We start from the raw sequence: 19,889 nt of genomic DNA on the forward strand, positions 1-19,889 counted from the left end.
GTTCAGCACGGCAACCTACGCTCGTTCACTTTTACACCGCACCTCGGACGCGACCAGATGCTCAAGAGGTCTACTGGATCTTGGAAATGCGTGAATGCGTGGTAGGTGGTGGCATCGCGTCTGGTGAGGGCGCGCGCGGGTGTACAGAACGATCCTTGCCCGAGATTGTCGTTCGCCGTCGCTACAGTCCGGTCGTGGATGACGATCTGAAGGATGGGCTCATCTGGTGGTCCACTGGCCGCGCCACCGTTGGACTGGTCGTGCGTGACGGCGTTGTGGTCGAGACTGCCCCGTATGCCCGGCGGTGGGCGAAGGGGCGCGACGCCCGCGAGATCTATCGCAAAGGGGAGCAACAGGAAGGCGTCTCTCTCATATGGGTGCCGGTGACTGAGGCTGAGCAACCATGAGGGCTGAGGTGCGCTTTTGCCCTCGGCCAACCGTACCCCCGGGTCGGTTCAGGTTCAGAGGGCGGATTGCTACTGGGCGCGGTGCTTGAGCAGCCAGTCTTCGAGAGGCTGGAGGCGGGGGTTGAGGGTGCGGATCAGGTTGAGGTCGCGGTTGCCGACGAACGTGGCTGCTGCTTCGGTGAAGAATTGGAACATGTTTCCCAGCTCTTCGGCGTCCGGGAAGCCGGCGGCGCGTAGCTGGTCGTGGGTCATGGGGCGGTAGGCGACCGGTTCCCCGAGGACCTTGGTGAAGAGGGCGGCCAACTGCCTGCCGGTGGCGTGGGTGCCGGCCAGGCCGATGGTGCGGTTGATGAAGCGGGCTCCTGCCTGGAAGATGCCGTAGGCCGTGCGGCCGATGTCCTCGGCGGCGACCAGGGCCATGACGCTGTCGCCCATCGGCAGGGTGAGGGTCGCCGCGCCGTCCGGGCCGCGGCGCGGGCTCAGGCCGGCGTGGATGAACATCTCGTAGAAGAACGAGGTCTCCAGGAATGTCGTGGGTACGCCCAGGGCGGTGAAGTAGGCGTTCGCCTCGCTCTTGGCGTCCAGGTGCGGGACCTTGTAGCCGTCGCCGATGGTGGGTGGCTCGCTGCCGAGGATCGTGAAGTGCGGGCGGGTCCTCCAACGTCGACCAGATTACGTGCTTGAGTCCGGCTGCCTTGGCGGCGCGTGCCGCGTTGGCGGCCTGGTCCAGTTCCATTTGGGCGCGGCTGCGGGTGGCGGTCTGGTCGTCGGTGAGTTGTTCGCGGTAGTTGGTGACCACGAACGCGCCGTAGGCGCCGTCGAAGGCCGTGCGTAGGCCGGCCTCGTCGTCGAGATCGACCTGTACGACTTCTGCGCCGCGGGTGGCGACCCGCTGCCGCCTGGTGTCACGCTCGGTCCGACTACCGCAGGTTCCAAGCGGCACCTCGCCCGCCGACCGTCGGAAACCTCATGACTCGATGGACTCATCCATCGCCGGTGGCCGCGGCGCGCAGAGCCGCGGCGACGACTCGCTGTCCTTGCGACGGTTCGGGCCTGGTCACGGTCAGGGTGGTGCGCCCGGACCACGCGGGGTCGTCGACCTCGACGATGGCGATCCCGGCGGGCAGGCCGGGAACGGCGATCCGGGCAACGGTGGTGATGCCGAGTCCGGCGGCGACGAAGCCGAGTCTGGCGTTCCAGTCGCGGATCCGGTGGGCGATCCGGGGCTGCGGCAACGTCGGCCACGCGCCGAACTGCGGATCGCCCCGCAAACCCGCGCCGACGATCCAGGGCTCGCCGGCCACGTCGTCCACCGTGACGCGCGACCGTCCGGCCAGGCGGTGCCCCAGTGGTACGGCGACGACGCCCATGCCGCTGTCCGTCAGGCGCTCGGTTCTCAGGTCGTGCAGGTCGTACTCGGGCAGCCCCTGGCCGACGGCGATCACGGCGACGTCGACTCCGCCGGCCCGTACCTGGCGCAGGAGCGCCGGGCTGGAGGCCTCGTGCAACTCCACGGCCAGCGCGGGGTGCTCGCCGGCGAGCGCGGCCACCGTACGCGGGATGAGCGACCAGGTCGCGGTCGGAAAGGCCCCGAGCCTCACCTGCTCGGCGAGCGTGTCAGAGAGCAGGGCCAGGTCGCGGTTCATCGCGTCGAGCTCGGCCAGCACGACAACCGCGCGGCGCGCGACCGCCTCGCCGGCCCGGGTGGCCGCCACCCCACGAGCCTTACGTACGAACAGCGGCATCCCGGCAGCCGCCTCCGCGGCCGCCACCTGCCGGGAGATCGCGGACTGGGTGTATCCGAGGAGGTCGGCCGCCGCGGTGAAGGATCCGGTTCCCACGACGGCGTGCACGACGCGCAGCGCGGGAACGGTGAACTCCGCCATGCGAGCAACCTAATCCATGCGTACTCCGCATGTCTAATATGCGGAAGACTCGTTTGTGGAATGGCTTGAGCGCCGGGATGCTGGAACCACAGAGCTGAATGGAAGGGAATGATCATGATGTCCAAGATCTGGTTCATCACCGGCGCCTCTCGGGGCTTCGGCCGCCTGTGGACGGAAGCCGCCCTGAAGCGAGGTGACCGGGTCGCGGCCACCGCCCGGGATGTCACCGCACTGGAACCGCTCGTGCGGCGGTTCGGGGACGCCGTCCTGCCGCTGGCACTCGACGTCACCGACCGGAAGGCGGTGTTCGACTCCGTGGAGCGAGCCGTCGAACGGTTCGGAGGTCTCGACGTCGTCGTCAACAACGCCGGCTACGGACTTTTCGGCATGGTCGAGGAACTCACCGAGGCCGAGCTGCGCGCCCAGATGGAGACGAACTTCTTCGGCACCGTCTGGGTCACCCAGGCGGTCCTGCCCGTGCTCCGGGCCCAGCGTTCCGGCCGGATCATGCAGGTCACGAGCGAGGGCGGCGTACGCGCCTATCCCGGGATCGGCGGATACCACGCCTCCAAGTGGGCGGTGGAGGGCCTGTCCGAATCGCTCGCCCAGGAGGTCGCCTCGTTCGGCGTCCACGTGACCGCGGTCGAGCCGGGCCCCTATGCCACGGATTTCGGCGCCAGTACGAGCATGCGAACCACCGACCGTCACCCCGATTACGCCGGCGTCCACGAAGCGACCGACAAGGAGTGGATCCTCGGCGACCCGGCAGCGACCGCGGACGCGATCTTCACGATCGCCGACGCCGAGAATCCTCCCCGGCGGATCGTCCTCGGGCACACACTTCCCGAGATCGAGGACATCTACGCCGAGCGGCTTCGTGTGTGGCGGGAGTGGGCACCGGTCACGAAGGCGGCGTTCGGCGAGCGGATCGTTCCCGAGCCTGCCTGACGAAAGCGACTCGGCTCGACCGGAAGCAGCAGCTGAGCTTCCGTGCGCGAAAGCGTCCCATCGCGAAGGGCGGCTCCTGCTTGCGAACCGGCCTGGACTCCATCCTCCTCCCAAGCCGTCGGCCCAAGACGGGAGTTCTCGATCAGATAGGCCTGGCAGGATCATCTCCATGACCGGGATCGATGACCTTTCACGGCGAGTGCTCGTGAAGGCAGACGCGACCACGGAACGGCTGTCTCCCCCCGCGACAGAGGAGGAAGTCGAAAATGCGGAGCGCATTCTGGGCTTCAAACTCCCTCCGGTGCTGGCGCGGCTCTACGGTGAAGTGGCCAACGGCGGTTTCGGCCCCGACTATCACCTCTAGCCGCTCACAGGCAATGGGCGTACCGCGGTAAGCGACTATCGCGAGGAACGTGCGACGCGGAGGTCCGGTGAGGCATCCTGGCCGGCAGAGGTCCTGCCGATCCTGGATCGGGGATGCGGCATGTACGCCGCCGTGGACTGTCGCAGTCCTGAGGGCACCCGTGTTGCTCTTCGAGCCGAACGGCATCTGCGCTGACTGGCACAGCGCGTGGTACGTCGCCGCCGAGAGTCTGACCGACTGGTTGGAGACGTGGCTCTCAGGGACGGGCTGGGACGAAGAAGATGCCGAATGCGATGACGCGCAGGAACCAAGGCCCTGGAGGATAGCTCGGCAGCGATTGTCAGAACCGGAATGATTCGGCCGCCCCGCGTTGGTTCGATGGGAGCCTTCGAGACCGTCTTCGGGGTGCTGTATCGCCTTGATGAGCCGGATCTCGCCGAGGACGATGTGCCGGAGACGCTCCAGGAGCAGCTCCCAAGCTGGCTTCTGGTCGAGGTCGCCGGAGACGATCTGGTACCGACCGGCCGAACCCTTGTAGGGCTGCATGAGGATCTGGTGGGTCTGGATCCAAGCGGACGGAACGGGCGTCCAGAGCTGCCGGTCGAATGACGGCGGTATCTGGCGGGCGGCGGGCCAGGCGTTCAACAGAGCGCCATGACGATGTGGCGGCTCGTTCCGCGGATCAGATCCAGCCTTCCTCCCAGGCGCGGCGGGCGGCGGCGTGACGGGAGCCGACGCCCAGTTTGGCCATGGCCGCCGACAGGTAGTTGCGCACCGTGCCGGGCGCAAGGTGCACCTGGGCGGCGATCTCGCCGACCGACGCCCCTGTACGGCAGGCACGCAGCACGTCGAGTTCCCGGTCGGTGAGCGGGCAGGGGCCTTCCGTCAGGGCGGATGCGGCGATGTCGGTGTCGATGTACCGCCGGCCCGCGGCGACATCGCGGACGATCTCGGCGAGCCGGGACGCCGGCGTGGTCTTGGGCACGAACCCGCTGACGCCGGCCGCCAGGGCGCGGCGCAGCACTCCCGGCCGCGCGTGCCGGGTGACCAGCACGATACGGACACCGGGCAGCGCGGCCATGATCCGTGCGGCGGCGTCCAACCCGTCGGCCGGCGGCATCTCCAGGTCGAGCACGGCGATGTCGGGGCGGTGCTCGCGGGCCAGCCGTACCGCGTCGGTGGACGTGGTGGCCTCGGCCACCACGGTGAGGTCGGGTTCCAGCGCCAGCAGCGCGGCCAGGGCGCTGCGCAGCAGGTCCTCGTCGTCGGCGATCAGCAGCCGGATCATCGCGCCTCCGCGCTCGCGTCGACCGGCAGGCAGGCGGCCACGACGAAGCTTTCGTGTTCGTGCTCCCAGGTCAGCTCGCCTCCGGCGGCCCGCAGCCGGTCGGCCAGGGTGCGCAGCCCGGTGCCCGCCCCCGAGCCGGGTGGGCCGGTCGCGCCGTCGTTGCGTACCCGCAACCGGGCCAGGCCGTTGGTGAGGCGGTAGTTGACCTCGGCGGCGCGCGCCCGGCTGTGGCGCAGCACGTTGGTGGTGGCCTCACGCACGACCAGCCCGAGCAGGTGCCGGCAGGCGTCGGGGAGCGGCCCGGTGGCCGCGGCGGGCTCGACGTTCATCTGGACCCGGATGTCGGCCGCGGCGAGCACCCGGCCCGCGTTGGCCAGCTCCGCCTCCAGCGTCGTACGGCGGTAGCCCTGCACGACGGCCCGCGTGTCCGAGAGCGCGTTGGTGGCGAGCCGCTGCACCTCCAGCATCTCCGCGGTCGCGCGGGGCGGGTCGGCCGCCGCCAGCCGCGCGGCCAGTTCGCTCTTGCGCGCGATCACCTGGAGATGGTGGCCCTGGATGTCGTGCAGGTCGGCGGCGAACCGCAGCCGTTCCCGGGTGACGGCCAGCTCCCCGTCGAGGCGCCGCGCCGCGTTCAGCCGTTCCGCGATGTCCCACGCCCACAACGAGCCGAGCGTGACCCAGGCGCTGAACGCGACCAGTCCCGGCGGGAACAGCACCGCGCGCACCGGGTCGTCGCCTCCCGCGACCGCGCCCGGCACGGCCGCGGCGGCCATCGCCACGGCGATCAGCGCCCACCGGCGCGCCCGCGGCAGGAACGTCGCGACGACCGACACCGTCATCGCCGGGGCCAGCGCCCACAGCGCGTCGTCCCGTACGGCCAGCAGAACGCCGCCGAGCGTGGCCGTACCGGCGGCACCCGCGGCCATCCACGCCAGGAGTGGGCGGCCGGGGCTCTCGCCGGGTGCGGCGGCGGGGTCGAACGCCAGCCGGCGGTGCAGCAGCACCGCGCAGCACACGGCTGTCACGGCCAGCGCGGCGGCGCCCGCACCTCTGGCCCAGACCGGTACACCGGAGGCCAGGAGCCCCGTGCCGGCCACGGCGACCAAGAAGAACGCGGTGCTGCCGGTGAGGCTCCACCAGGTGTAGCGGCGGAAGCTCCGGAGTGCCGCCGTCCCGCCGTCGGTCCCGTGGTCGCGCACGCAGTCATTGTGACAGCACGCCGCGCCGCGGGCCGGTCGCGATTTCCGCCGCGGTCAATTCATGACAGTTGTCACGAGATCGAGTGACAAAGCCACGCGCACGCCTGCGGTTTCGGCACTACTGGCCGCTGCCTCCAGCGGCCAGGCTGAGCGCGGTAGATACCCGGCCCCCGTAGGGAGGAACCGCATGGACGGCCCGCCCGCGCACCCCGATCCGTCATTCGTCACCCCATCACCCCACCAGGAGGCCTCCATGGCGAGCGTGCCCCATGGACGCCGGCACCGGGTCCGCCGGCTGCTCGACCGCTGGCCCACGGCGCTGGCGCTGGTACTGTCCGCGGTGACCTTCGGCGGCACCGAGTCGGACGAGGCGGTGGCGTCGTTCGCGTCGATCCTCGTGCTCCTGCCGTTGCTGTACCTGGTGGTCGCCAAGCTGGAAGCGCGCCGGGCGACGTGGCCGCTGCTCGTGGTCGGGCTGGCCGGCGTCGTCGCGCTGCGCGGGCTGGACGTGATCGAACCGGCCGCCGTGTTCTCCGCCGTCGCGCTGACCGTCCTGCTCTGGAGCGTCGTGGACGGGCATGTGTTCCGGTCCGGGACGTTCCGGGTGCAGGCGCTGGGGATGCTCGCCTTCGGTGCGCTCGGGCTGATCGGGCTGGCCGTGCATCCGGATCTGGGCCGTTACCTGGTGGCGGCCGGCTGGTTCTTCCATGGCGTCTGGGACTTCGTCCACCTCCGGCGGGACAAGGTGGTGGCCCGGTCCTTCGCCGAATGGTGCGGCGTCATCGACGTCGTGATCGCCGCAGAGTTGATCTTCAGGTGGTAGGGCGGGGTCGGGAACGGCGGGACAGCCGCTTTGGTTGCTCCGGGGCGCAGACGTACTCTGCGCCTTCGCGCGCCAGAGGCGCGCAACGGCGGGGCAGCCCGAGCGGAGCGAGGACCGCCACCTGGGCGGAGGACAATCCGCGAGTGAACGTGATTGACCGCTGCTGACCGCCCTGAATGGCACGCTAATGGCACGACGATCACGCCCGCCACCTCGGCACTTTCGCGCGACGCGCACACCCCCGCCCTGATCATCCCGTCTGCCGTCGACCCGCCCGAAGGGGAAGCGGGCCAGGGTCACGGGGTCAAGGTGGAGCGCCCCACTGGACGAACGACCTTGGCCCCGTGGCCCTGGTCTGCTCGGCTTGTCCCGGGTCGATGGCGGGCGGGATGATCAGGCTTCACCTCAGCCATCTACGGACATCGCCAACGAACGTAGCCTTAGCGATCATCCCGGAGCCGGAGTGCTCCCGCCGGAGGCTGCTTGTTCGGGAAGACACGGTGAGGAGCAGCGGGTCCACAGCAGTTTGTGCACCTTGACCGTGGTGGGGGTGCAAGTGACGCCCAGCCAGGGGGCTCGAATCATGATGACGGTGCCGATCGCCAGTAGCGGCACCGTCACGACAGCGCCCGCGGCCAGGCCGGACGGTGCCGCGTTGAACAGCGGGTCCAAGTGCAGAAGGGTGATCGGCGCGTCGAGGGCGGTGCTCATCCATGATTGCGCGAGCGATATCAAGATCAGCCCTGACACTGCGGCGCACCCGCGCACTATGGGGTGGGCCCGGAGTTTCATGTTTCCATGGTCCGGGCGGATTGAAGGGCTGTCCAGGTGGTGGCTCAGTGGGCAGGGAGTGTTGGGTGGGGAGTGTCGGGGACTATGCCGTGCATGTCGTTGGTGAGGGCCCAGCGGTCGTGGCCGCGCCAGGCGCCGTTGATGAACAGGAGATCAGGGGAGTAGCCCTCGTTGCGGAAGCCGTGGCGTTGCACCAATTTGATGGAGGCGTGGTTGTCGGGGCTGATCTGTGCTTCCAGGCGGTGCAGCCGTAATGTGCGGAACGCATGGCGCAATACCAGGCCGAGGCCTTCTGTCATGTATCCGCGATTGGCATAGGGCGGGAAGGCGGCGTAGCCCAGTGAGCCGTTCTGGAAGCGTCCGCGGATGATGCTGTTGATGTTGACATTGCCGGCGATGGCGCCGGTGTCGCGCAGGCAGATCAGCAGGCCGTCGGCGGATCGGCCCTCGTCGAAGCGGGCGAGGAACGTCTGGAACGCTTCCGGGGTCGCGGGCAGGTTGAGGCCGTTGCCGGCCCGGACCCCTTTGATGAACTCGTCCTGGTCGTGGCTGGTGAGACGGCGCAGGATGACTCGGAAAGAGCGCTCCAGGATTTCGCCGGATTCCGTGGCAGGCTTGAATTCATCGCTTTCTGTCACGGACGGAACGATATCGCGGGGCAGCGCTTTTCCAGCAGGTCAGTCGTAGTGGTGATAGCGGGCGGCTTTGGCCTCCTTCTCCTCGCAGAAGAACACGTCGTGGAGCGGTGTCACCGTGTAGTCCTCGTCCCCGGGGACGGTGTAACTCATGGCGGCGGCGAAGCGGGAGGCGACGATGGGCAGACCGCCGCATCTGATCACGTGGTACGGATAGCGGACCATCGGGCTGACCAGCGGCGTGACCGACGCGATCGCGTACACGAGCACCCCCGCCACCAGCGCGCGCAGCCAGTTTGGACAGAAGCGCAGCAGGGCGAGCAGGATCAGGCCCGCGAGGTAGGCCAGCCCGAACAGCAGCACGTACGTCGCCGAGAACATCATCCACGACCGCCCCCGCACCGCGATGATCACGGCGGCCACGCCCAGCGCGGGCAGGCCGGCGACGAACAGGGCCAGCCACGCGCTCGCTCGTGCAAATGACCCCATGGGTAGTGAGATGGTGGGATTCGTGGGCTGGTTCCAGGACCGGGCAGATAGGCAAGCAGTTAGGCAGGCAGTCCGGTTGTAGGCCGTCTCACTGAAGAGTTACGGCCGAGCGTTTCCCTGTGCCTTGGGGGACCGATGATCGTGGCGTCAAGGCGTTGGCGGGCCTGAGGGCATGGGTGGCGAGTCCTCGGCCGGCTGCTCTCCGCTGCCGGTCAGCTCGTCAGAGGCTCCGGTGAACTCGGCGATGGCGGCGGGGTGGCCGTCCAGGGCGGCGCGGCGGAACCAGCCGGCCGCCACCCAGGGCTCGCCTCTGCTGCGGTGGGCGCAGCCGAGCTGGTACGCGGCCTCCACATGGCCGCTGTCGCCCGCCAGGCGGTAGAAGAACATCGCCATGCTCAGATGGCCGGGGCGCTGCCGTTGGAAGTCCTGGCCGTACTGATAGGCGAGTTGGGCGGCCAGTTGCCGGTGGTGAGGGCGGTTGAGCAGCTCGGTGGCCTGAGGGTGGCCGGCCTCTTCGGCGCGGCTCAGCCACGGGCGGGCGTCTTCCGGCCAGTCGCGGAGCAGGGCGATGACGGCCAGGCGCATGCAGTCCTGGGCGTTGCGGGGGTTGCTGGCGAACAGTACGCGGATGCCGCTTCGGCCGAAGACCCGGAGGAGGTACTCCCTCGATGGTGAGGGTGAGGGTGGTGTCTCCTCCTTGTCCTCCTCCTTCTTCCTCTTCTTCTCCTCCTGCTCGTCGGTGAGTGGAGGAGTCGGGCGGGTGGGGTGGTTGTCTCGGGCCGCGCGCCACAGGTCGTGCCAGGCCTTCACGTCGTTCAGGGGTTGGATGTCCAGGCCGGTCTGCTCGGCGGCGGTTCGGCAGGCGGTGACGAAAGAGAACACCCAGGGCCATTCTGGTGCTCGCTTGCGTTTACCGGCCAAAATGTCGTGCGTGGTGCTTTCTGCCAGTTCCCTGCTGCTGTTTCGCGAAAATTTTCGCAGGTCGGACAGGGAAGGGGATCCCGCCAGTGTGACCAGCTCATTCAACTGGTCGACCAGCGTGCACAGTGCCAAGTCGCGAGGTTGTTCAGCCATCGCCCCAAGCCGGAAATGAGTGATCTTCGAGATCGGTGTGTGACGGTGGTCATATTGGCATCATCTGGCGGTCAATCTGGTGCAGATCGCATATTCAGCCTCATTTCAGATCGGTGACGACTGAGTCGCCACTCAGGATTGGGGATCTTGTTCTGGGTGGGCGGCAGTCGGGATCGGGGCTGGGGTTGGGCATGGTGGCGGGTGGGGGGCAAAGGGCGGTCTTGGGTGCGTGGTGGGCGGCGTGGACAAGGTTGATGAGCAGGGGCGCCAGGGGTGATCGGTGGGGATGTAAAGGGCTGGCGGAGAGGGTCGGATGAGGTCGGACGAAGCCGGACGCGGCAGGTCGGACGGGTTCGGGCGGGGGAGTTGGACGGGTTCGGTCAGCGCGCAGATCAGCGGCCTGTGGAGGGGACGTGATCGTGCGGGTGGATGAGGATGTCGGATGGGGTTGGACTGGGGGCGTTGGGTGGGTTGGTCGAGGGGCTTAGGGGCATTCGGTCCGGGATCGTCCGGAGTTGCGAGGGGTGGTGGACTTGTGACTCGCCGCTGCCGCAGGATCGGTGACCGCAGCCCTCTCCGCAGTGCTCACCAGCCACGTGAGTCAGGTGGGCGGAAGGGGGTGCTTCTGCTCGCAGCCGACGTTGCGCGGGGACAGCAGGTCGGGAGAGGGTGCCTTCGCTCGTGTGGTGGAGGGTGGCCGGCTCGCCTGTGGCTCGCGAGGGCGTCGGTGGGCCTCAGTGGGCGTCGGCGGGCGTCCTGGGGTGGCGGGTGAGGGTGTGCTGGAGGGCGCGGAGGGGTTAAGGGGGGAAGTGCGGATGAATCGTGCTGAATCAGGATAAGTCGGTGCTTTAGGAGGTGTAGGTGGATGAACTGCGAGTATGGGGATCGGATCTATGCCGAACCATTATGACTACTTGAACAGCAGCCACTAATCATGCTTCAGTGCCTACACTCCGCATCAAAACAGTTCAAACTGACTCGGCACTTGACCGAGTCGCACAGGATCGGGGACAGATGGAAGACCTCGCAGGTGAGGGGGGGAGGGGTCGTACCAAGCGCCAGCGGCTGGCCGGTGAGTTGCGGCGGCTGCGGGACCTCGCCGGCATCTCCGGGCGGGATCTCGCTCACCGCATCGGCATCAGCCAGTCCAAGGTGTCGCGGATCGAGTCCGGCAGCGTGGTCCCGTCGTTGCCGGAGGTGACGGCGTGGGGTGAGGCGGTGGAGGCGCCGACGCCGACGCGGGAGTTCCTCGCCGACCTCACCCAGGCGGCCTTCACCGAGATGCACACCTGGCGGGAGGCTCTGCAGCGGCAGACGCATCTGCAGGACGAGATCCGCGAGCAGGAGGACCAGGCGCACGTCGTGCGGGTGTACCAGCCGACGATCGTTCCCGGGCTGCTGCAGACCGCGGAGTACGCCCGCCGCGTCTTCTCGCTCTTCGACCCGCCCTACTCCGAGGGCGACCTGCCCATGGTGGTCGCGGCGCGGCTGCAACGGCAGCTCGCGCTGTACGACGAGAGCCGCACCTTCGAGTTCCTGATCACGGAGGCGGCGTTGCGGCTGCGGCCGGGAACGCCGCGTCTTCTGCTGGCCCAACTGGACCGGGTCGCCTCGCTGAGCACGCTGGAGAACGTCCGCATCGGGCTGATCCCGCAGGACGGTGAGGCGCTGGTCTGCCCTTCGAACGGATTCACGCTCTACGAAAGTGACGGCAGCGCGGGTGACAGTTTCGTGGAAGTCGAGGTTACGCACATGAGGTTGACCGTTCGCGATGCCGATGACATTGCCACGTACCATCGGCAATGGTCCGTGCTGGCCGCGATGGCTATTTACGACGACGCGGCGCGGCAATTTCTCGCGAAACTGAGCGCCGATATTCGTGACATGGCCCGATGACCCGCCATGCGCGCCCTCGCGGCCTCGGGGCCCGGCACTCCTGCGCCGGCCCCGGGGCCGGGGGAGGCGCCGCGGGCCGCGTACCGCGGCGTCTCCCCTGGGGGCGATCGCCTGTTACGTCAGGTCGAACTCCCCGGCGTACACGCCGGAGAGGAACGCGTCCCACTCCGAGTTGCTGAAGTTGAGCGTCGGCCCCGTCGGATTCTTCGAGTCGCGGAGCCCGACCCAGTTCTCGCCGAAGGCGACCTCGACGCAGCCGCCGCCGTGGTCGCTGAAGGTGGCCTTGCGCCACCCGGCGCCCGTCGACTCATTCCGCCTGGCCTCGTTCATTTCGTTCTCCTTTTTCTGGGGGATGCTTTGTGCGTCCCTCTGGAATTAAGGATCGAATAGCGAGTCAGAGACCGGATGAGCGGGCTGATGTAGGGCCCGTCATAGGTCCTTCATAGGTCTTTCATGACAATTCCCGAGTGGAGGAAGTGGCCGTGAGATATCAACTGCTCAATGGGATGCAGGCATTCCGGGACGACCGGCCGGTTCAGCTCGGGGAGCGGCAGCAGCGGCTGTTGCTGGCCCTGCTGCTGCTCGCCGAGGGCAAGCCGGTCACGATCGAGCAGGCCATCGACAAGATCTGGGGCGAGAAGCCGATCAGCAGCGCCCGCCCTGTCCTGTCGCAGTACGCCAGTGACCTGCGCGGCCGGCTCGGCCGCACGCCCAAGGGGACGCTCGTCCTGCCCACCCACACGACCGGCTACCTGGTGGTGGCCGAGCGGGACCAGGTCGACGTGCATCGTTTCCACGACCTCGTCGGCGCGGCGCGGCCATTGCTGCACAAGGACGACGCGCGTGCCGTGGAGCTGCTGCGGGACGGCCTGAGGCAGTGGGGCGGCGACGGCCTGCGACCCGGTGAGCCGCTCAGCGGGCTGCCGGGCCCTGGCGCGGCCAACGCGCGCACCAGGCTGCTGGAGGAGCATCGCGCCGCGGTCGTCGAGTGCATGGAGGCCGAGCTGCGGCTCGGACGCCACACCCAGGTGGTGCCCGAGATCCAGGACCTCGTGGAGAGACGTCCGCTGGACGAGGAGGCGACCCGGCTGCTGATGCTGGCGCTGCATCGCGTCGGCCGGTCGTCGGACGCCCTGGCCGCCTGCGACGAGCTGCGGCGCAGGCTGGGGCACGAGCTGGGGACCGACCCCGGCGTACGGATCAGGGACCTGCGGCAGCGGATTCTCGAGCAGGACCCCAGGCTCGAACCACCAGCCGATTCCACCGCCATCGATTCCTCTGGAGCGAACATGAGATCAGTCGCGGAGCTCGGAAAAGACGCCGCCCACCTCGTCGCCGAGGCCGTGAGAGACGGGGGAACGGCGCACCCCGAAGAGCGGACGGTGAAGGACGGCGTGTCCTGGGCCGAGGCGTCCTGGGATCGCCACTCCGTCCAGCTCCTGGAAATGGTCCGCGTCCGCTTCGCCGGGGACGCGGCCGCGACGGGCGCGCTGGCCCGCGTCGAGGCCGACCCCGTCGACCCGACGGCGCTCGCGACCCTGGAGCGGGTGCTCGTCGCCCGCCTCGGCAGCGACCGCGCCTTCCTGGAAGGCGTTGAGCGCCTGGTCAGGCGGCTGTCGCGGGCGAAGGACGGCTCGCCGTCGATCGTCGCCGACACGATCAAGAACGCCAGCGTCTACCACGCGCCCGTGCACTTCTCGGGCGACTTCACCATCTCCTGAATGCCGCGGAGGCCGGAACATGAGCCAGTCAGTCGAGGACCCTCCGATCGAGGAGGCGGGCGATAAGGCGGAGGCGGAGCAGCCGCCCCAGGCCCGACAGGACAAGGATGACAAACCGCTCAGTGAGGAGGACGCCCTCCGGGCACTCCACCGCAAGGGCGAGAGCGAGGACGAGGCCGAACGCGCGGAGGCGGCGAGGGCCGCCGCGATCGCGGCCAGTGTCATGGAACGGCTGAACGCCGACCCGTTCGGCATGCGGATCGGCACGGTGGCGCTGTTCAACGACGCGGTCAGCTTCGGCGGTGGGATGAACCTCGGCGACGGCGCACGCCGCACCGGGCAGCCGACGGCGCGGATCAGCGAGCGGCGGCTGGCCCACTGGACCGAGGGGCATCTTCCGCTGCCGCGCTTCGACGAGGCGCTGCGGATTCTGGTCGAGCGCCGGCTGCTGATCCTGGCTCTCCCGCCCGGCGGGCGGAAGGCCACAGGGGTGAACCTGCTGGTCAAGGCCGTAAGGGAGCAGGCCGTAAGAGCGCAGGCGGTAAGGGACCAGGCGGTAAGGGAGCAGGCCGTAAGAGCGCAGGAGGCAGGGCAGGCGGTGAAAGGCGGTGGGTGTCACGAAGTGCTGGACGCGTCGGCGCTGCGGGACGCGCAGTGGCGGCCGCCCGAGCGGAACAGCGGCTACCTCCTCGTCCTCGACGACGCCACGCCCGGCCTGACCCCCCATCTGATCGACGAGCGGTGGATCGACGACCTGACCGCCTGCCTGAACGAGCACGCGAGCTACCTGGTCCTGGTGACGGGCCCGCCGCGCGGGGCGCTGATGGAGGCCGAGCGTTCTGGGCAGGTGCTGACCACGCTGGGCGGGCTCGATCTCGTACGTCTCATCGAACGCCGCGTCCACGACCGCGAGCCGACCCCCGAGGAGTCGGCCGACCTGCGGCTGCGCCTCATCGAGGCGGGCGCGCTCGAACTCCTGCGCGAGGACACCCGCCCCCGCACCGCGCTGCACCTGGCCACCGTGATCCGCGAGCGGGCGGACCTGGCGGCCAAGGTCAAGGAGTTGCGCGATCCGACGGGCCGGGTGCATGACTGGTTCAGCCGTCATCGTACGCCCGAGGCCATGTGCTTCGCGCTGGCCGCCGCGACGCTGGAGGACGCCACGTACCTGACGGTCTCGGACGCTGCCGCGCAGCTCTACGATCTGCTCACGCCGGCCGCGGAGGCGCCGCCCGACCTGCGCTTCCGGGAGCGGATCGGCTCCGACCACCCGTGGATCGACGTCTCGGTGGGGTCGGGCGGGCCAGGCGACGTGGCGCCGCGGGTCCGTTATCTCAATCCGCTCGTCCGGCAGGCGGTGCTCGGGTACGCCTGGACCTATCTGGACGGGCAGCGCTCGGCGTTCCTCGCCTGGATCCGCCGGCTGGTCGCCCATCCGGACATCGGCGTACGGGCGCGCACGTCGGTGGCCGCGGGAGTGATCGCCTGGAGCGACTACGACCATGCGCTGCACCGGTTCCTGCGGCCGTGGGCCAGGCACGGCTCCGTCGTGGTGCGCCAGAGCGCGGCCACGGCGCTCGACGTCGTCGGCGGGCACCCCGACCTGGCCGAAGCCGTGTGGCTGCTGCTCGAAGCCTGGGTGGCGGAGGGGGACACGGCCGAGCAGCGCAGGCAGGGGCTGACGGCGGCCGCGGTGCTCGGCGGCGGGCTGGGTGCGGCTCAGCCGCGACGTGCGGTCAAGGCGTTGCGCGTGCTGCTGGACCGCGACGACTGGGGCACGCTCCTGCCGGTCGGTCACGCTTTGTCCGGCCTGATGGAGCGCGGGAGGGTGGCCGAGGTGCTGGCGGCGCTGGTCGAGTGGTCGCAGCCGCGGGACGCGTCGCCGATGGTGACGAAGGCGCTGGCGGCCTTCGTTTTCGTGGCCGCCCAGCCGGTCGCCCAGCCGGTCGCCCAGCCGGCGGCCCGATCGGCCGCCCGATCGGCCGCACAGCCGGCGGGAGAGGCGTCAGGACAGGGCCATCAGTCGCTGCCGCTGCTGCTGGCCGGCGCGGAGGAGCACCGGTCGCAGCTGATCGAACTGTGGGCCCGTGCCCTCGACCGCAGGCCGGCGCAGCAGCCGGCTCTGGAGACGCTGCGCGAATACGTGGACGTGCACGCGGACCGCGACGGGGCCGCCTACCGCGGTGTCCGCGACATCGTGCTCGCCGTGGCCGCCCGCTCGGGCCGGCACCGGGAGCGGCTGCACCACCACCTCGACGACTGGGCCAGGGCCGCCGGGCGTCGTGATCATCCGGCCGCGCGGCTGCTCGCCGAGCTGGGCCGTTCCTCGTACGCGAACGGAAGGACCTGACGTGGAGCTGTACACCTACAACCCGATCACGAAGAGCACCACCCTGTCGCTGCTCCTGCCCCGCATGCCCCTGCGTCCGCCCGCACCGGGGACGGCGATGGTCCTGGCTCCGCGCAAGGGCGACCTGCTGACGATCCGGCACGGCGAGTCCGTCCCCGACGCCTGGTACGGCACGTACCGGCAGGTCTACGAGGTGGACGTGACCGAGCACCGGCTGGTGCTGAGCATGCCGCTGCTCAGCAGGGATCCCGCGTTCGGCTTCCCGAGCCTGGTGCGGCTCAACTGCCGGGTCGCCGATCCCGCGGAGATCGTGCACCGCGGCATCATGGACGTCAGCGGCGCCCTGTATCTGCCGATTCAGCGGATGCTCCGCCGGGTCTCGCGGAGCTTCGACATCGGCGAGCTGCACCAGGCCGAGGACGCGCTGACCGAGTCGATGCGCACCTTCAGCGGCGACGCCGCGCTCCGGCTCCGCAACGTCACCGTCGAGGTGGTGGTCGACGGCAACGAGATCGTGGCGAGCGGGCGGGCGTACCGGGAGATCGAGCGTGACACCCGGCTCATGGAGATGCGCAGGGAGCGCCATCTGCGCATGTTGCGCAGGGACGGCGCGGAGGGGCTGATCGCCGAGATCATGGAGCGCGAGGGCCCGCGGGCGGCGTACGACATGATCGCGAACGCCGAGCGTGAGGAACGTCAGGAACTGCTGGCCGCCTGGCAGGCCGTGCTCAAGCACTCGGAGGCGGACCGGGAGCCGTGGGAGTCGCTGCAGGCCGAGCGCGCCCTGCGCGACCGCATGAACGGGGGCTCCTCGTCGCCGTTCGGCGGGATCCGCTCGACCCGGCTGCGCGGCACGCTCGCGCCGGCGCCGGCCCTGGAGGACGAGTCCCGCGGTTCCGACGGCGACGGCCGGCGCACCAGCCGGGTCCGCGGCCTGCGGCCGACGAAGATCGAGGATCCGGACAGGTGACGGAGGTCAGGGTCAGGGGCGTCGCCGTCGGCTCCCCGGGCGAGGGCACGATCTGGCACTACCGCGACGAAGGGGTCATGGCCGTAGGGGTGTGGACGGAACGGCGCGACGGGCGGGGCGAGGACGCCGAGCCGCTTTTCGCCCACCGCTTCGCGGCGGCCGAGGGGATCGTGGGCGTTTTCGACGGTTTGGGTGGGTCGGGCGCGGGGGCGGCGTGCGAACTTCGTGACGGTACGCGGCGCAGCGGGGCCTGGGTGGGGGCGCGGCTGGTCAGGTCCGGCGTGCTGTCCTGGTTCATGGACGGCGCCGCACGGACGGCGTTCATGGACAGGGCGGCGCGGACGGCGTTCGCGGACGGGGAGGCCAGGGAGACGGCCACCGATGGGGTGGCGCGGAAGACGGCCGCCGATGGGGTGGCGCGGGAGACGGTGCGGGAGACGGAGTCGTTGCGGGCGCGGCTGGTGGAGGTGCTGGCGGACGTGCCGGCGCCGCCACGCGGCAAGATCGTGAGCCGGATGCGCAGGTGGCTGCCCACGACCATGGCCGCCGCGCACTACCGGCTCGGCGGGGAGCAGGCCGAGTGCCGGGTCCTCTGGGCGGGCGACTCACGGGCGTACGCGCTGAGCCGCGGCGGCGGGCTGCAGGCGCTGACCAGGGACCACACGGACGAAACCGACTGTCTTCAGCAACTGGTGCAGGACCCGCCGATGACGAACGTGATCTGCGCCGACCAGGAGTTCACCATCGAGGAGCACGTGCTGCTGCTGCCGCTGCCGTGTGTCCTGGTGTGCGCGACCGACGGCTTCTTCGGCTACGTCGAGACGCCCGCCCATTTCGAGTGTCACCTGCTCAGCACGATGCGGGCGGCGGCGGACGAGCGGGAGTGGGCGGAGCGGCTGGCCAAGCAGGTGTCGGGGTACACGGCCGACGACGCCTCGCTGAGCCTCGCGGCCCTGGGCTACGCGGGGTTCGCGGAGCTCAGGGAGAGCTTCGCCCCGCGCTCGCTGGAGATGGAGGGGCGCTATCCGCTTGTCCGCCCGCCGGCCGGGGACGCCGTGGCCAGGGAGTGGCGGGCGCGTACGTGGGAGGACTACCGGCCGGACTACGAGCGGCTCATGCCGGTGGGGCCGGGATGAGGGCGGGCGAGGTCATCAGGGGTTACCGCATCGTCAGCGCGCCGACGAACAGCGGCGGCGGGAGATGCGTGTGGGCCTTCGCCGAACGCGACGGGCGGCCGTACTTCATCAAGCGGTTCCTGGACCCGAAACGGCCCAAGAGCGGGTCCGCGGCGAGTGTGCGGCTGCGGATGCGGGCCTGCGAGGAGTTCGAACGGCGCCACCGGGCGGTCATGAGCCGGCTGCGGCACGACGCGGCCGGCGCCGGAAACCTGGTCCTGGCCTGCGACTTCTTCCACCACGGCGCCTCGTACTACAAGGTCACGGAGCGGATCGACGCGGTCGGCACGCCGCGGCCCGGCTCGCTCACGGCCGCGGAGAAGGCGGTGCTGCTGCGTACGCTGGCGCTCAGCCTGGGCCTGCTGCACGGCATCGACCTGGTGCACGGCGACCTGAAGCCCGGCAACGTGCTGATCGTCAAGCGCCGGCAGGGCGCCTTCCACACGGCCAAGCTCATCGACTTCGACGACGCCTACGCGTCCGGCCGTCCCCCGGCACGCGAGGACATCGCGGGGGACCTGGTCTACGGGGCTCCCGAGTGGCGCCGCTACGTGCAGGGGGACGAGGACGTACGGCCGGAGGAGCTGACCACCGCGGCCGACGTCTTCGCCCTCGGCCTGCTCGCCCATCACTACCTGACCGGCGCGCTGCCGGGGTTCGGCGACCGGTTCGGCTCACCGGCCGACGCGGTGAACGCCGGGACGGCGCTGCGGCTCGACGACCGGTTGTGCGAGCCCATGAAACGGCTCCTGGCCGCGATGACGGCCAGGTCGCCCGGCGCCCGGCCGGGCACGGCGGCGTTCATGCGGACGCTCAGGGACCCCGCGGTCTGCGAACTGCGCTCCCGGTACGTCACGTCGCCGGGCTCACGAGTGCGAATCAGCATGCGAACAGAGGAGAACCAGCCATGACCTCCGTCGGCGAGTACCAGGGGAACCTGCGGTACGCGGTGGACATCGTGCTCTGCATCGACGTGACCGAGAGCATGGCTCCGGTCCTGGACACGGTCAAGAAGAGCGCCCTGACCTTCCACGAGCGGTTGAGCCAGGTGATGGGCGCCAAGGGCAAGGAGATCAGCCGGCTCCGGCTCAAGGTCATCGCGTTCCGCGACTTCGGCGACTTCGCCGAGGACGCCATCGAGGAGACCGGCTTCCTGGTCTTCCCCGAGCAGGCGGACGACTTCGACGGGTTCGTCCGGCGGCTGCGCGCGACCGGAGGCGGCGACGAGCCGGAATCGGGCCTGGAGGCGCTGGCCCTGGCCATCGACTCCCCCTGGGAGCGGGGGCTCGACCGGCGCCGGCACGTCATCGTGATGTTCACCGACGCGTCGGCGCATCCGCTGCGCTCCGCGCAGGCCGTCTCCGCGCACACCTATCCGCAGCACCTGCCCCAGGACATGGACGGCCTGTTCGAGCAGTGGGGTTACTCCGGGAGCCGGACGGCCGTCATGGAGAACTCGGCCAAGCGCCTCGTCATCTTCGCGCCCGACGTCTACCCGTGGAGCGACATCACCGAGGAGTGGAACATGACGCTGCACTTCCCCTCCACCGCCGGGCAGGGGCTGGAGGAACTGGAGCTGGACGAGATCATCGACACGATCGCGAACAGCCTGTGACCGTTCCCGGGCCGAACTGGCGGTGCGCGCTGTGTGACGTGTGGAACGCGTCCGGCGACGCCGCCTGCCTGGGCTGCGACACGCGTCGCGCGCCTGTCGTGACTCCCCGGCCCGACCTCTTCTTCGCCCCGCCGCCACGGGGGCCGGGGCCTGGACCGGGGTCGGGGTCGGGGTGGGGATCGGGAGGACCCGGGGGAGGGCCTGGGAGGGGACCGGTGCCGTGGGCGACGGTGCACGCGCCGTCGCCCGCTCCCCAT

21 protein-coding genes and 1 pseudogene are annotated in these 19,889 nt (G+C 69.9%); 12 read left to right on the plus strand and 10 right to left on the minus strand.

The genetic code is table 11. The features are described 5' to 3' along the window. Window positions 1-194: 194 nt before the first annotated feature. Entirely contained in the window at window positions 195-407 is a 213-nt protein-coding gene (locus ABFX54_RS00005) for a hypothetical protein (protein WP_346100748.1), read from the plus strand. A gap of 69 nt (window positions 408-476) precedes the next feature. Here the strand turns inward: ABFX54_RS00005 and ABFX54_RS00010 are convergent, their stop codons facing one another. The 3 genes and pseudogenes from ABFX54_RS00010 to ABFX54_RS00015 all read right to left on the minus strand — a co-directional run bounded on the left by ABFX54_RS00010 (window position 477) and on the right by ABFX54_RS00015 (window position 2,293). Continuing rightward, window positions 477-1,043: an NmrA family NAD(P)-binding protein gene (locus ABFX54_RS00010; protein WP_346101061.1), complete on the minus strand. Its 567-nt coding sequence runs from the start codon at window positions 1,041-1,043 to the stop codon at window positions 477-479. A gap of 10 nt (window positions 1,044-1,053) precedes the next feature. Beyond that, a pseudogene (locus tag ABFX54_RS56800) lies at window positions 1,054-1,350 on the minus strand (NmrA family NAD(P)-binding protein); the annotation flags it as partial. A gap of 40 nt (window positions 1,351-1,390) precedes the next feature. Further along, window positions 1,391-2,293: a LysR family transcriptional regulator gene (locus tag ABFX54_RS00015; protein WP_346100749.1), complete on the minus strand. Its 903-nt coding sequence runs from the start codon at window positions 2,291-2,293 to the stop codon at window positions 1,391-1,393. A 114-nt stretch (window positions 2,294-2,407) separates the two neighbouring features. Here ABFX54_RS00015 and ABFX54_RS00020 point away from each other — a divergent pair, with 114 nt between their 5' ends. The 3 genes from ABFX54_RS00020 (at window position 2,408) to ABFX54_RS00030 (ending at window position 4,214) form a co-directional block, all read left to right on the plus strand. Continuing rightward, window positions 2,408-3,241, plus strand: a complete 834-nt coding sequence (locus ABFX54_RS00020; RefSeq protein ID WP_346100750.1) for an SDR family NAD(P)-dependent oxidoreductase — start codon at window positions 2,408-2,410, stop codon at window positions 3,239-3,241. A gap of 169 nt (window positions 3,242-3,410) precedes the next feature. Then, window positions 3,411-3,605, plus strand: a complete 195-nt coding sequence (locus tag ABFX54_RS00025) for an SMI1/KNR4 family protein (RefSeq protein ID WP_346100751.1) — start codon at window positions 3,411-3,413, stop codon at window positions 3,603-3,605. A gap of 378 nt (window positions 3,606-3,983) precedes the next feature. Beyond that, window positions 3,984-4,214: a hypothetical protein gene (locus ABFX54_RS00030; RefSeq protein ID WP_346100752.1), complete on the plus strand. Its 231-nt coding sequence runs from the start codon at window positions 3,984-3,986 to the stop codon at window positions 4,212-4,214. A gap of 73 nt (window positions 4,215-4,287) precedes the next feature. Here ABFX54_RS00030 and ABFX54_RS00035 read toward each other — a convergent pair whose 3' ends face one another. Both ABFX54_RS00035 and ABFX54_RS00040 read right to left on the minus strand, forming a co-directional pair. Then, window positions 4,288-4,893 (minus strand): response regulator transcription factor, encoded by a 606-nt coding sequence (locus ABFX54_RS00035; RefSeq protein WP_346100753.1) that lies wholly within the window; start codon window positions 4,891-4,893, stop codon window positions 4,288-4,290. Continuing rightward, window positions 4,890-6,092, minus strand: a complete 1,203-nt coding sequence (locus ABFX54_RS00040) for a sensor histidine kinase (RefSeq protein WP_346100754.1) — start codon at window positions 6,090-6,092, stop codon at window positions 4,890-4,892. The genes ABFX54_RS00035 and ABFX54_RS00040 overlap by 4 nt, the downstream gene beginning before the upstream one ends. 187 nt (window positions 6,093-6,279) lie before the next feature. Here ABFX54_RS00040 and ABFX54_RS00045 point away from each other — a divergent pair, with 187 nt between their 5' ends. Continuing rightward, window positions 6,280-6,915, plus strand: coding sequence for a hypothetical protein (locus ABFX54_RS00045; RefSeq protein WP_346100755.1), 636 nt, complete (start codon window positions 6,280-6,282; stop codon window positions 6,913-6,915). 447 nt (window positions 6,916-7,362) lie between these two features. Here the strand turns inward: ABFX54_RS00045 and ABFX54_RS00050 are convergent, their stop codons facing one another. The 4 genes from ABFX54_RS00050 to ABFX54_RS00065 all read right to left on the minus strand — a co-directional run bounded on the left by ABFX54_RS00050 (window position 7,363) and on the right by ABFX54_RS00065 (window position 9,713). Next, window positions 7,363-7,665 (minus strand): hypothetical protein, encoded by a 303-nt coding sequence (locus ABFX54_RS00050; RefSeq protein WP_346100756.1) that lies wholly within the window; start codon window positions 7,663-7,665, stop codon window positions 7,363-7,365. Between the two features lie 86 nt (window positions 7,666-7,751). Further along, on the minus strand, window positions 7,752-8,345 hold the full coding sequence (locus ABFX54_RS00055; protein WP_346100757.1) for a GNAT family N-acetyltransferase: 594 nt from the start codon (window positions 8,343-8,345) through the stop codon (window positions 7,752-7,754). A gap of 39 nt (window positions 8,346-8,384) precedes the next feature. After that, entirely contained in the window at window positions 8,385-8,831 is a 447-nt protein-coding gene (locus ABFX54_RS00060) for a hypothetical protein (RefSeq protein ID WP_346100758.1), read from the minus strand. A 147-nt stretch (window positions 8,832-8,978) separates the two neighbouring features. Continuing rightward, entirely contained in the window at window positions 8,979-9,713 is a 735-nt protein-coding gene (locus ABFX54_RS00065) for an SEL1-like repeat protein (protein ID WP_346100759.1), read from the minus strand. Window positions 9,714-10,919: 1,206 nt separating this feature from the next. On the opposite strand from ABFX54_RS00065, the gene ABFX54_RS00070 reads away from it, so the two are divergent. Continuing rightward, window positions 10,920-11,801 carry a helix-turn-helix domain-containing protein gene (locus ABFX54_RS00070; protein ID WP_346100760.1) on the plus strand — a complete coding sequence of 294 codons (882 nt, stop codon included), beginning with the start codon at window positions 10,920-10,922 and terminating at the stop codon, window positions 11,799-11,801. Between the two features lie 114 nt (window positions 11,802-11,915). Here ABFX54_RS00070 and ABFX54_RS00075 read toward each other — a convergent pair whose 3' ends face one another. Then, entirely contained in the window at window positions 11,916-12,131 is a 216-nt protein-coding gene (locus ABFX54_RS00075; RefSeq protein ID WP_346100761.1) for a DUF397 domain-containing protein, read from the minus strand. A gap of 176 nt (window positions 12,132-12,307) precedes the next feature. Here ABFX54_RS00075 and ABFX54_RS00080 point away from each other — a divergent pair, with 176 nt between their 5' ends. From ABFX54_RS00080 to ABFX54_RS00105, 6 genes are read left to right on the plus strand one after another with little or no spacing between them, the layout of a single operon-like run. Continuing rightward, a complete protein-coding gene (locus ABFX54_RS00080; RefSeq protein ID WP_346100762.1) occupies window positions 12,308-13,522 on the plus strand; it encodes an AfsR/SARP family transcriptional regulator in 1,215 nt (404 codons plus the stop codon). 19 nt (window positions 13,523-13,541) lie between these two features. Further along, complete coding sequence (locus ABFX54_RS00085) at window positions 13,542-15,872, plus strand: hypothetical protein (RefSeq protein ID WP_346100763.1); 2,331 nt, start codon at window positions 13,542-13,544, stop codon at window positions 15,870-15,872. A 1-nt stretch (window position 15,873) separates the two neighbouring features. Then, window positions 15,874-16,842 (plus strand): hypothetical protein, encoded by a 969-nt coding sequence (locus ABFX54_RS00090; protein WP_346100764.1) that lies wholly within the window; start codon window positions 15,874-15,876, stop codon window positions 16,840-16,842. Beyond that, entirely contained in the window at window positions 16,839-17,978 is a 1,140-nt protein-coding gene (locus ABFX54_RS00095) for a hypothetical protein (protein ID WP_346100765.1), read from the plus strand. Before ABFX54_RS00090 ends, ABFX54_RS00095 begins: the two co-directional genes overlap by 4 nt. Then, complete coding sequence (locus ABFX54_RS00100; protein WP_346100766.1) at window positions 17,975-18,928, plus strand: protein kinase domain-containing protein; 954 nt, start codon at window positions 17,975-17,977, stop codon at window positions 18,926-18,928. Before ABFX54_RS00095 ends, ABFX54_RS00100 begins: the two co-directional genes overlap by 4 nt. Continuing rightward, window positions 18,925-19,632 (plus strand): vWA domain-containing protein, encoded by a 708-nt coding sequence (locus ABFX54_RS00105; protein WP_346100767.1) that lies wholly within the window; start codon window positions 18,925-18,927, stop codon window positions 19,630-19,632. The genes ABFX54_RS00100 and ABFX54_RS00105 overlap by 4 nt, the downstream gene beginning before the upstream one ends. The last annotated feature ends 257 nt before the right edge of the window (window positions 19,633-19,889 follow it).

It is taken from the genome of Nonomuraea maheshkhaliensis (assembly GCF_039529435.1).
Lineage (GTDB): Bacteria > Actinomycetota > Actinomycetes > Streptosporangiales > Streptosporangiaceae > Nonomuraea > Nonomuraea maheshkhaliensis.

Coding starts and splice junctions, on each gene's coding strand:
- ABFX54_RS00015 (WP_346100749.1), bottom strand. CDS start 2,293: ATGGCGGAGTTCACCGTTCCCGCGCTGCGCGTCGTGCACGCCGTCGTG.
- ABFX54_RS00020 (WP_346100750.1), top strand. CDS start 2,408: ATGATGTCCAAGATCTGGTTCATCACCGGCGCCTCTCGGGGCTTCGGC.
- ABFX54_RS00025 (WP_346100751.1), top strand. CDS start 3,411: ATGACCGGGATCGATGACCTTTCACGGCGAGTGCTCGTGAAGGCAGAC.
- ABFX54_RS00030 (WP_346100752.1), top strand. CDS start 3,984: ATGGGAGCCTTCGAGACCGTCTTCGGGGTGCTGTATCGCCTTGATGAG.
- ABFX54_RS00035 (WP_346100753.1), bottom strand. CDS start 4,893: ATGATCCGGCTGCTGATCGCCGACGACGAGGACCTGCTGCGCAGCGCC.
- ABFX54_RS00045 (WP_346100755.1), top strand. CDS start 6,280: ATGGACGGCCCGCCCGCGCACCCCGATCCGTCATTCGTCACCCCATCA.
- ABFX54_RS00060 (WP_346100758.1), bottom strand. CDS start 8,831: ATGGGGTCATTTGCACGAGCGAGCGCGTGGCTGGCCCTGTTCGTCGCC.
- ABFX54_RS00070 (WP_346100760.1), top strand. CDS start 10,920: ATGGAAGACCTCGCAGGTGAGGGGGGGAGGGGTCGTACCAAGCGCCAG.
- ABFX54_RS00075 (WP_346100761.1), bottom strand. CDS start 12,131: ATGAACGAGGCCAGGCGGAATGAGTCGACGGGCGCCGGGTGGCGCAAG.
- ABFX54_RS00080 (WP_346100762.1), top strand. CDS start 12,308: ATGCAGGCATTCCGGGACGACCGGCCGGTTCAGCTCGGGGAGCGGCAG.
- ABFX54_RS00085 (WP_346100763.1), top strand. CDS start 13,542: ATGAGCCAGTCAGTCGAGGACCCTCCGATCGAGGAGGCGGGCGATAAG.
- ABFX54_RS00100 (WP_346100766.1), top strand. CDS start 17,975: ATGAGGGCGGGCGAGGTCATCAGGGGTTACCGCATCGTCAGCGCGCCG.
- ABFX54_RS00105 (WP_346100767.1), top strand. CDS start 18,925: ATGACCTCCGTCGGCGAGTACCAGGGGAACCTGCGGTACGCGGTGGAC.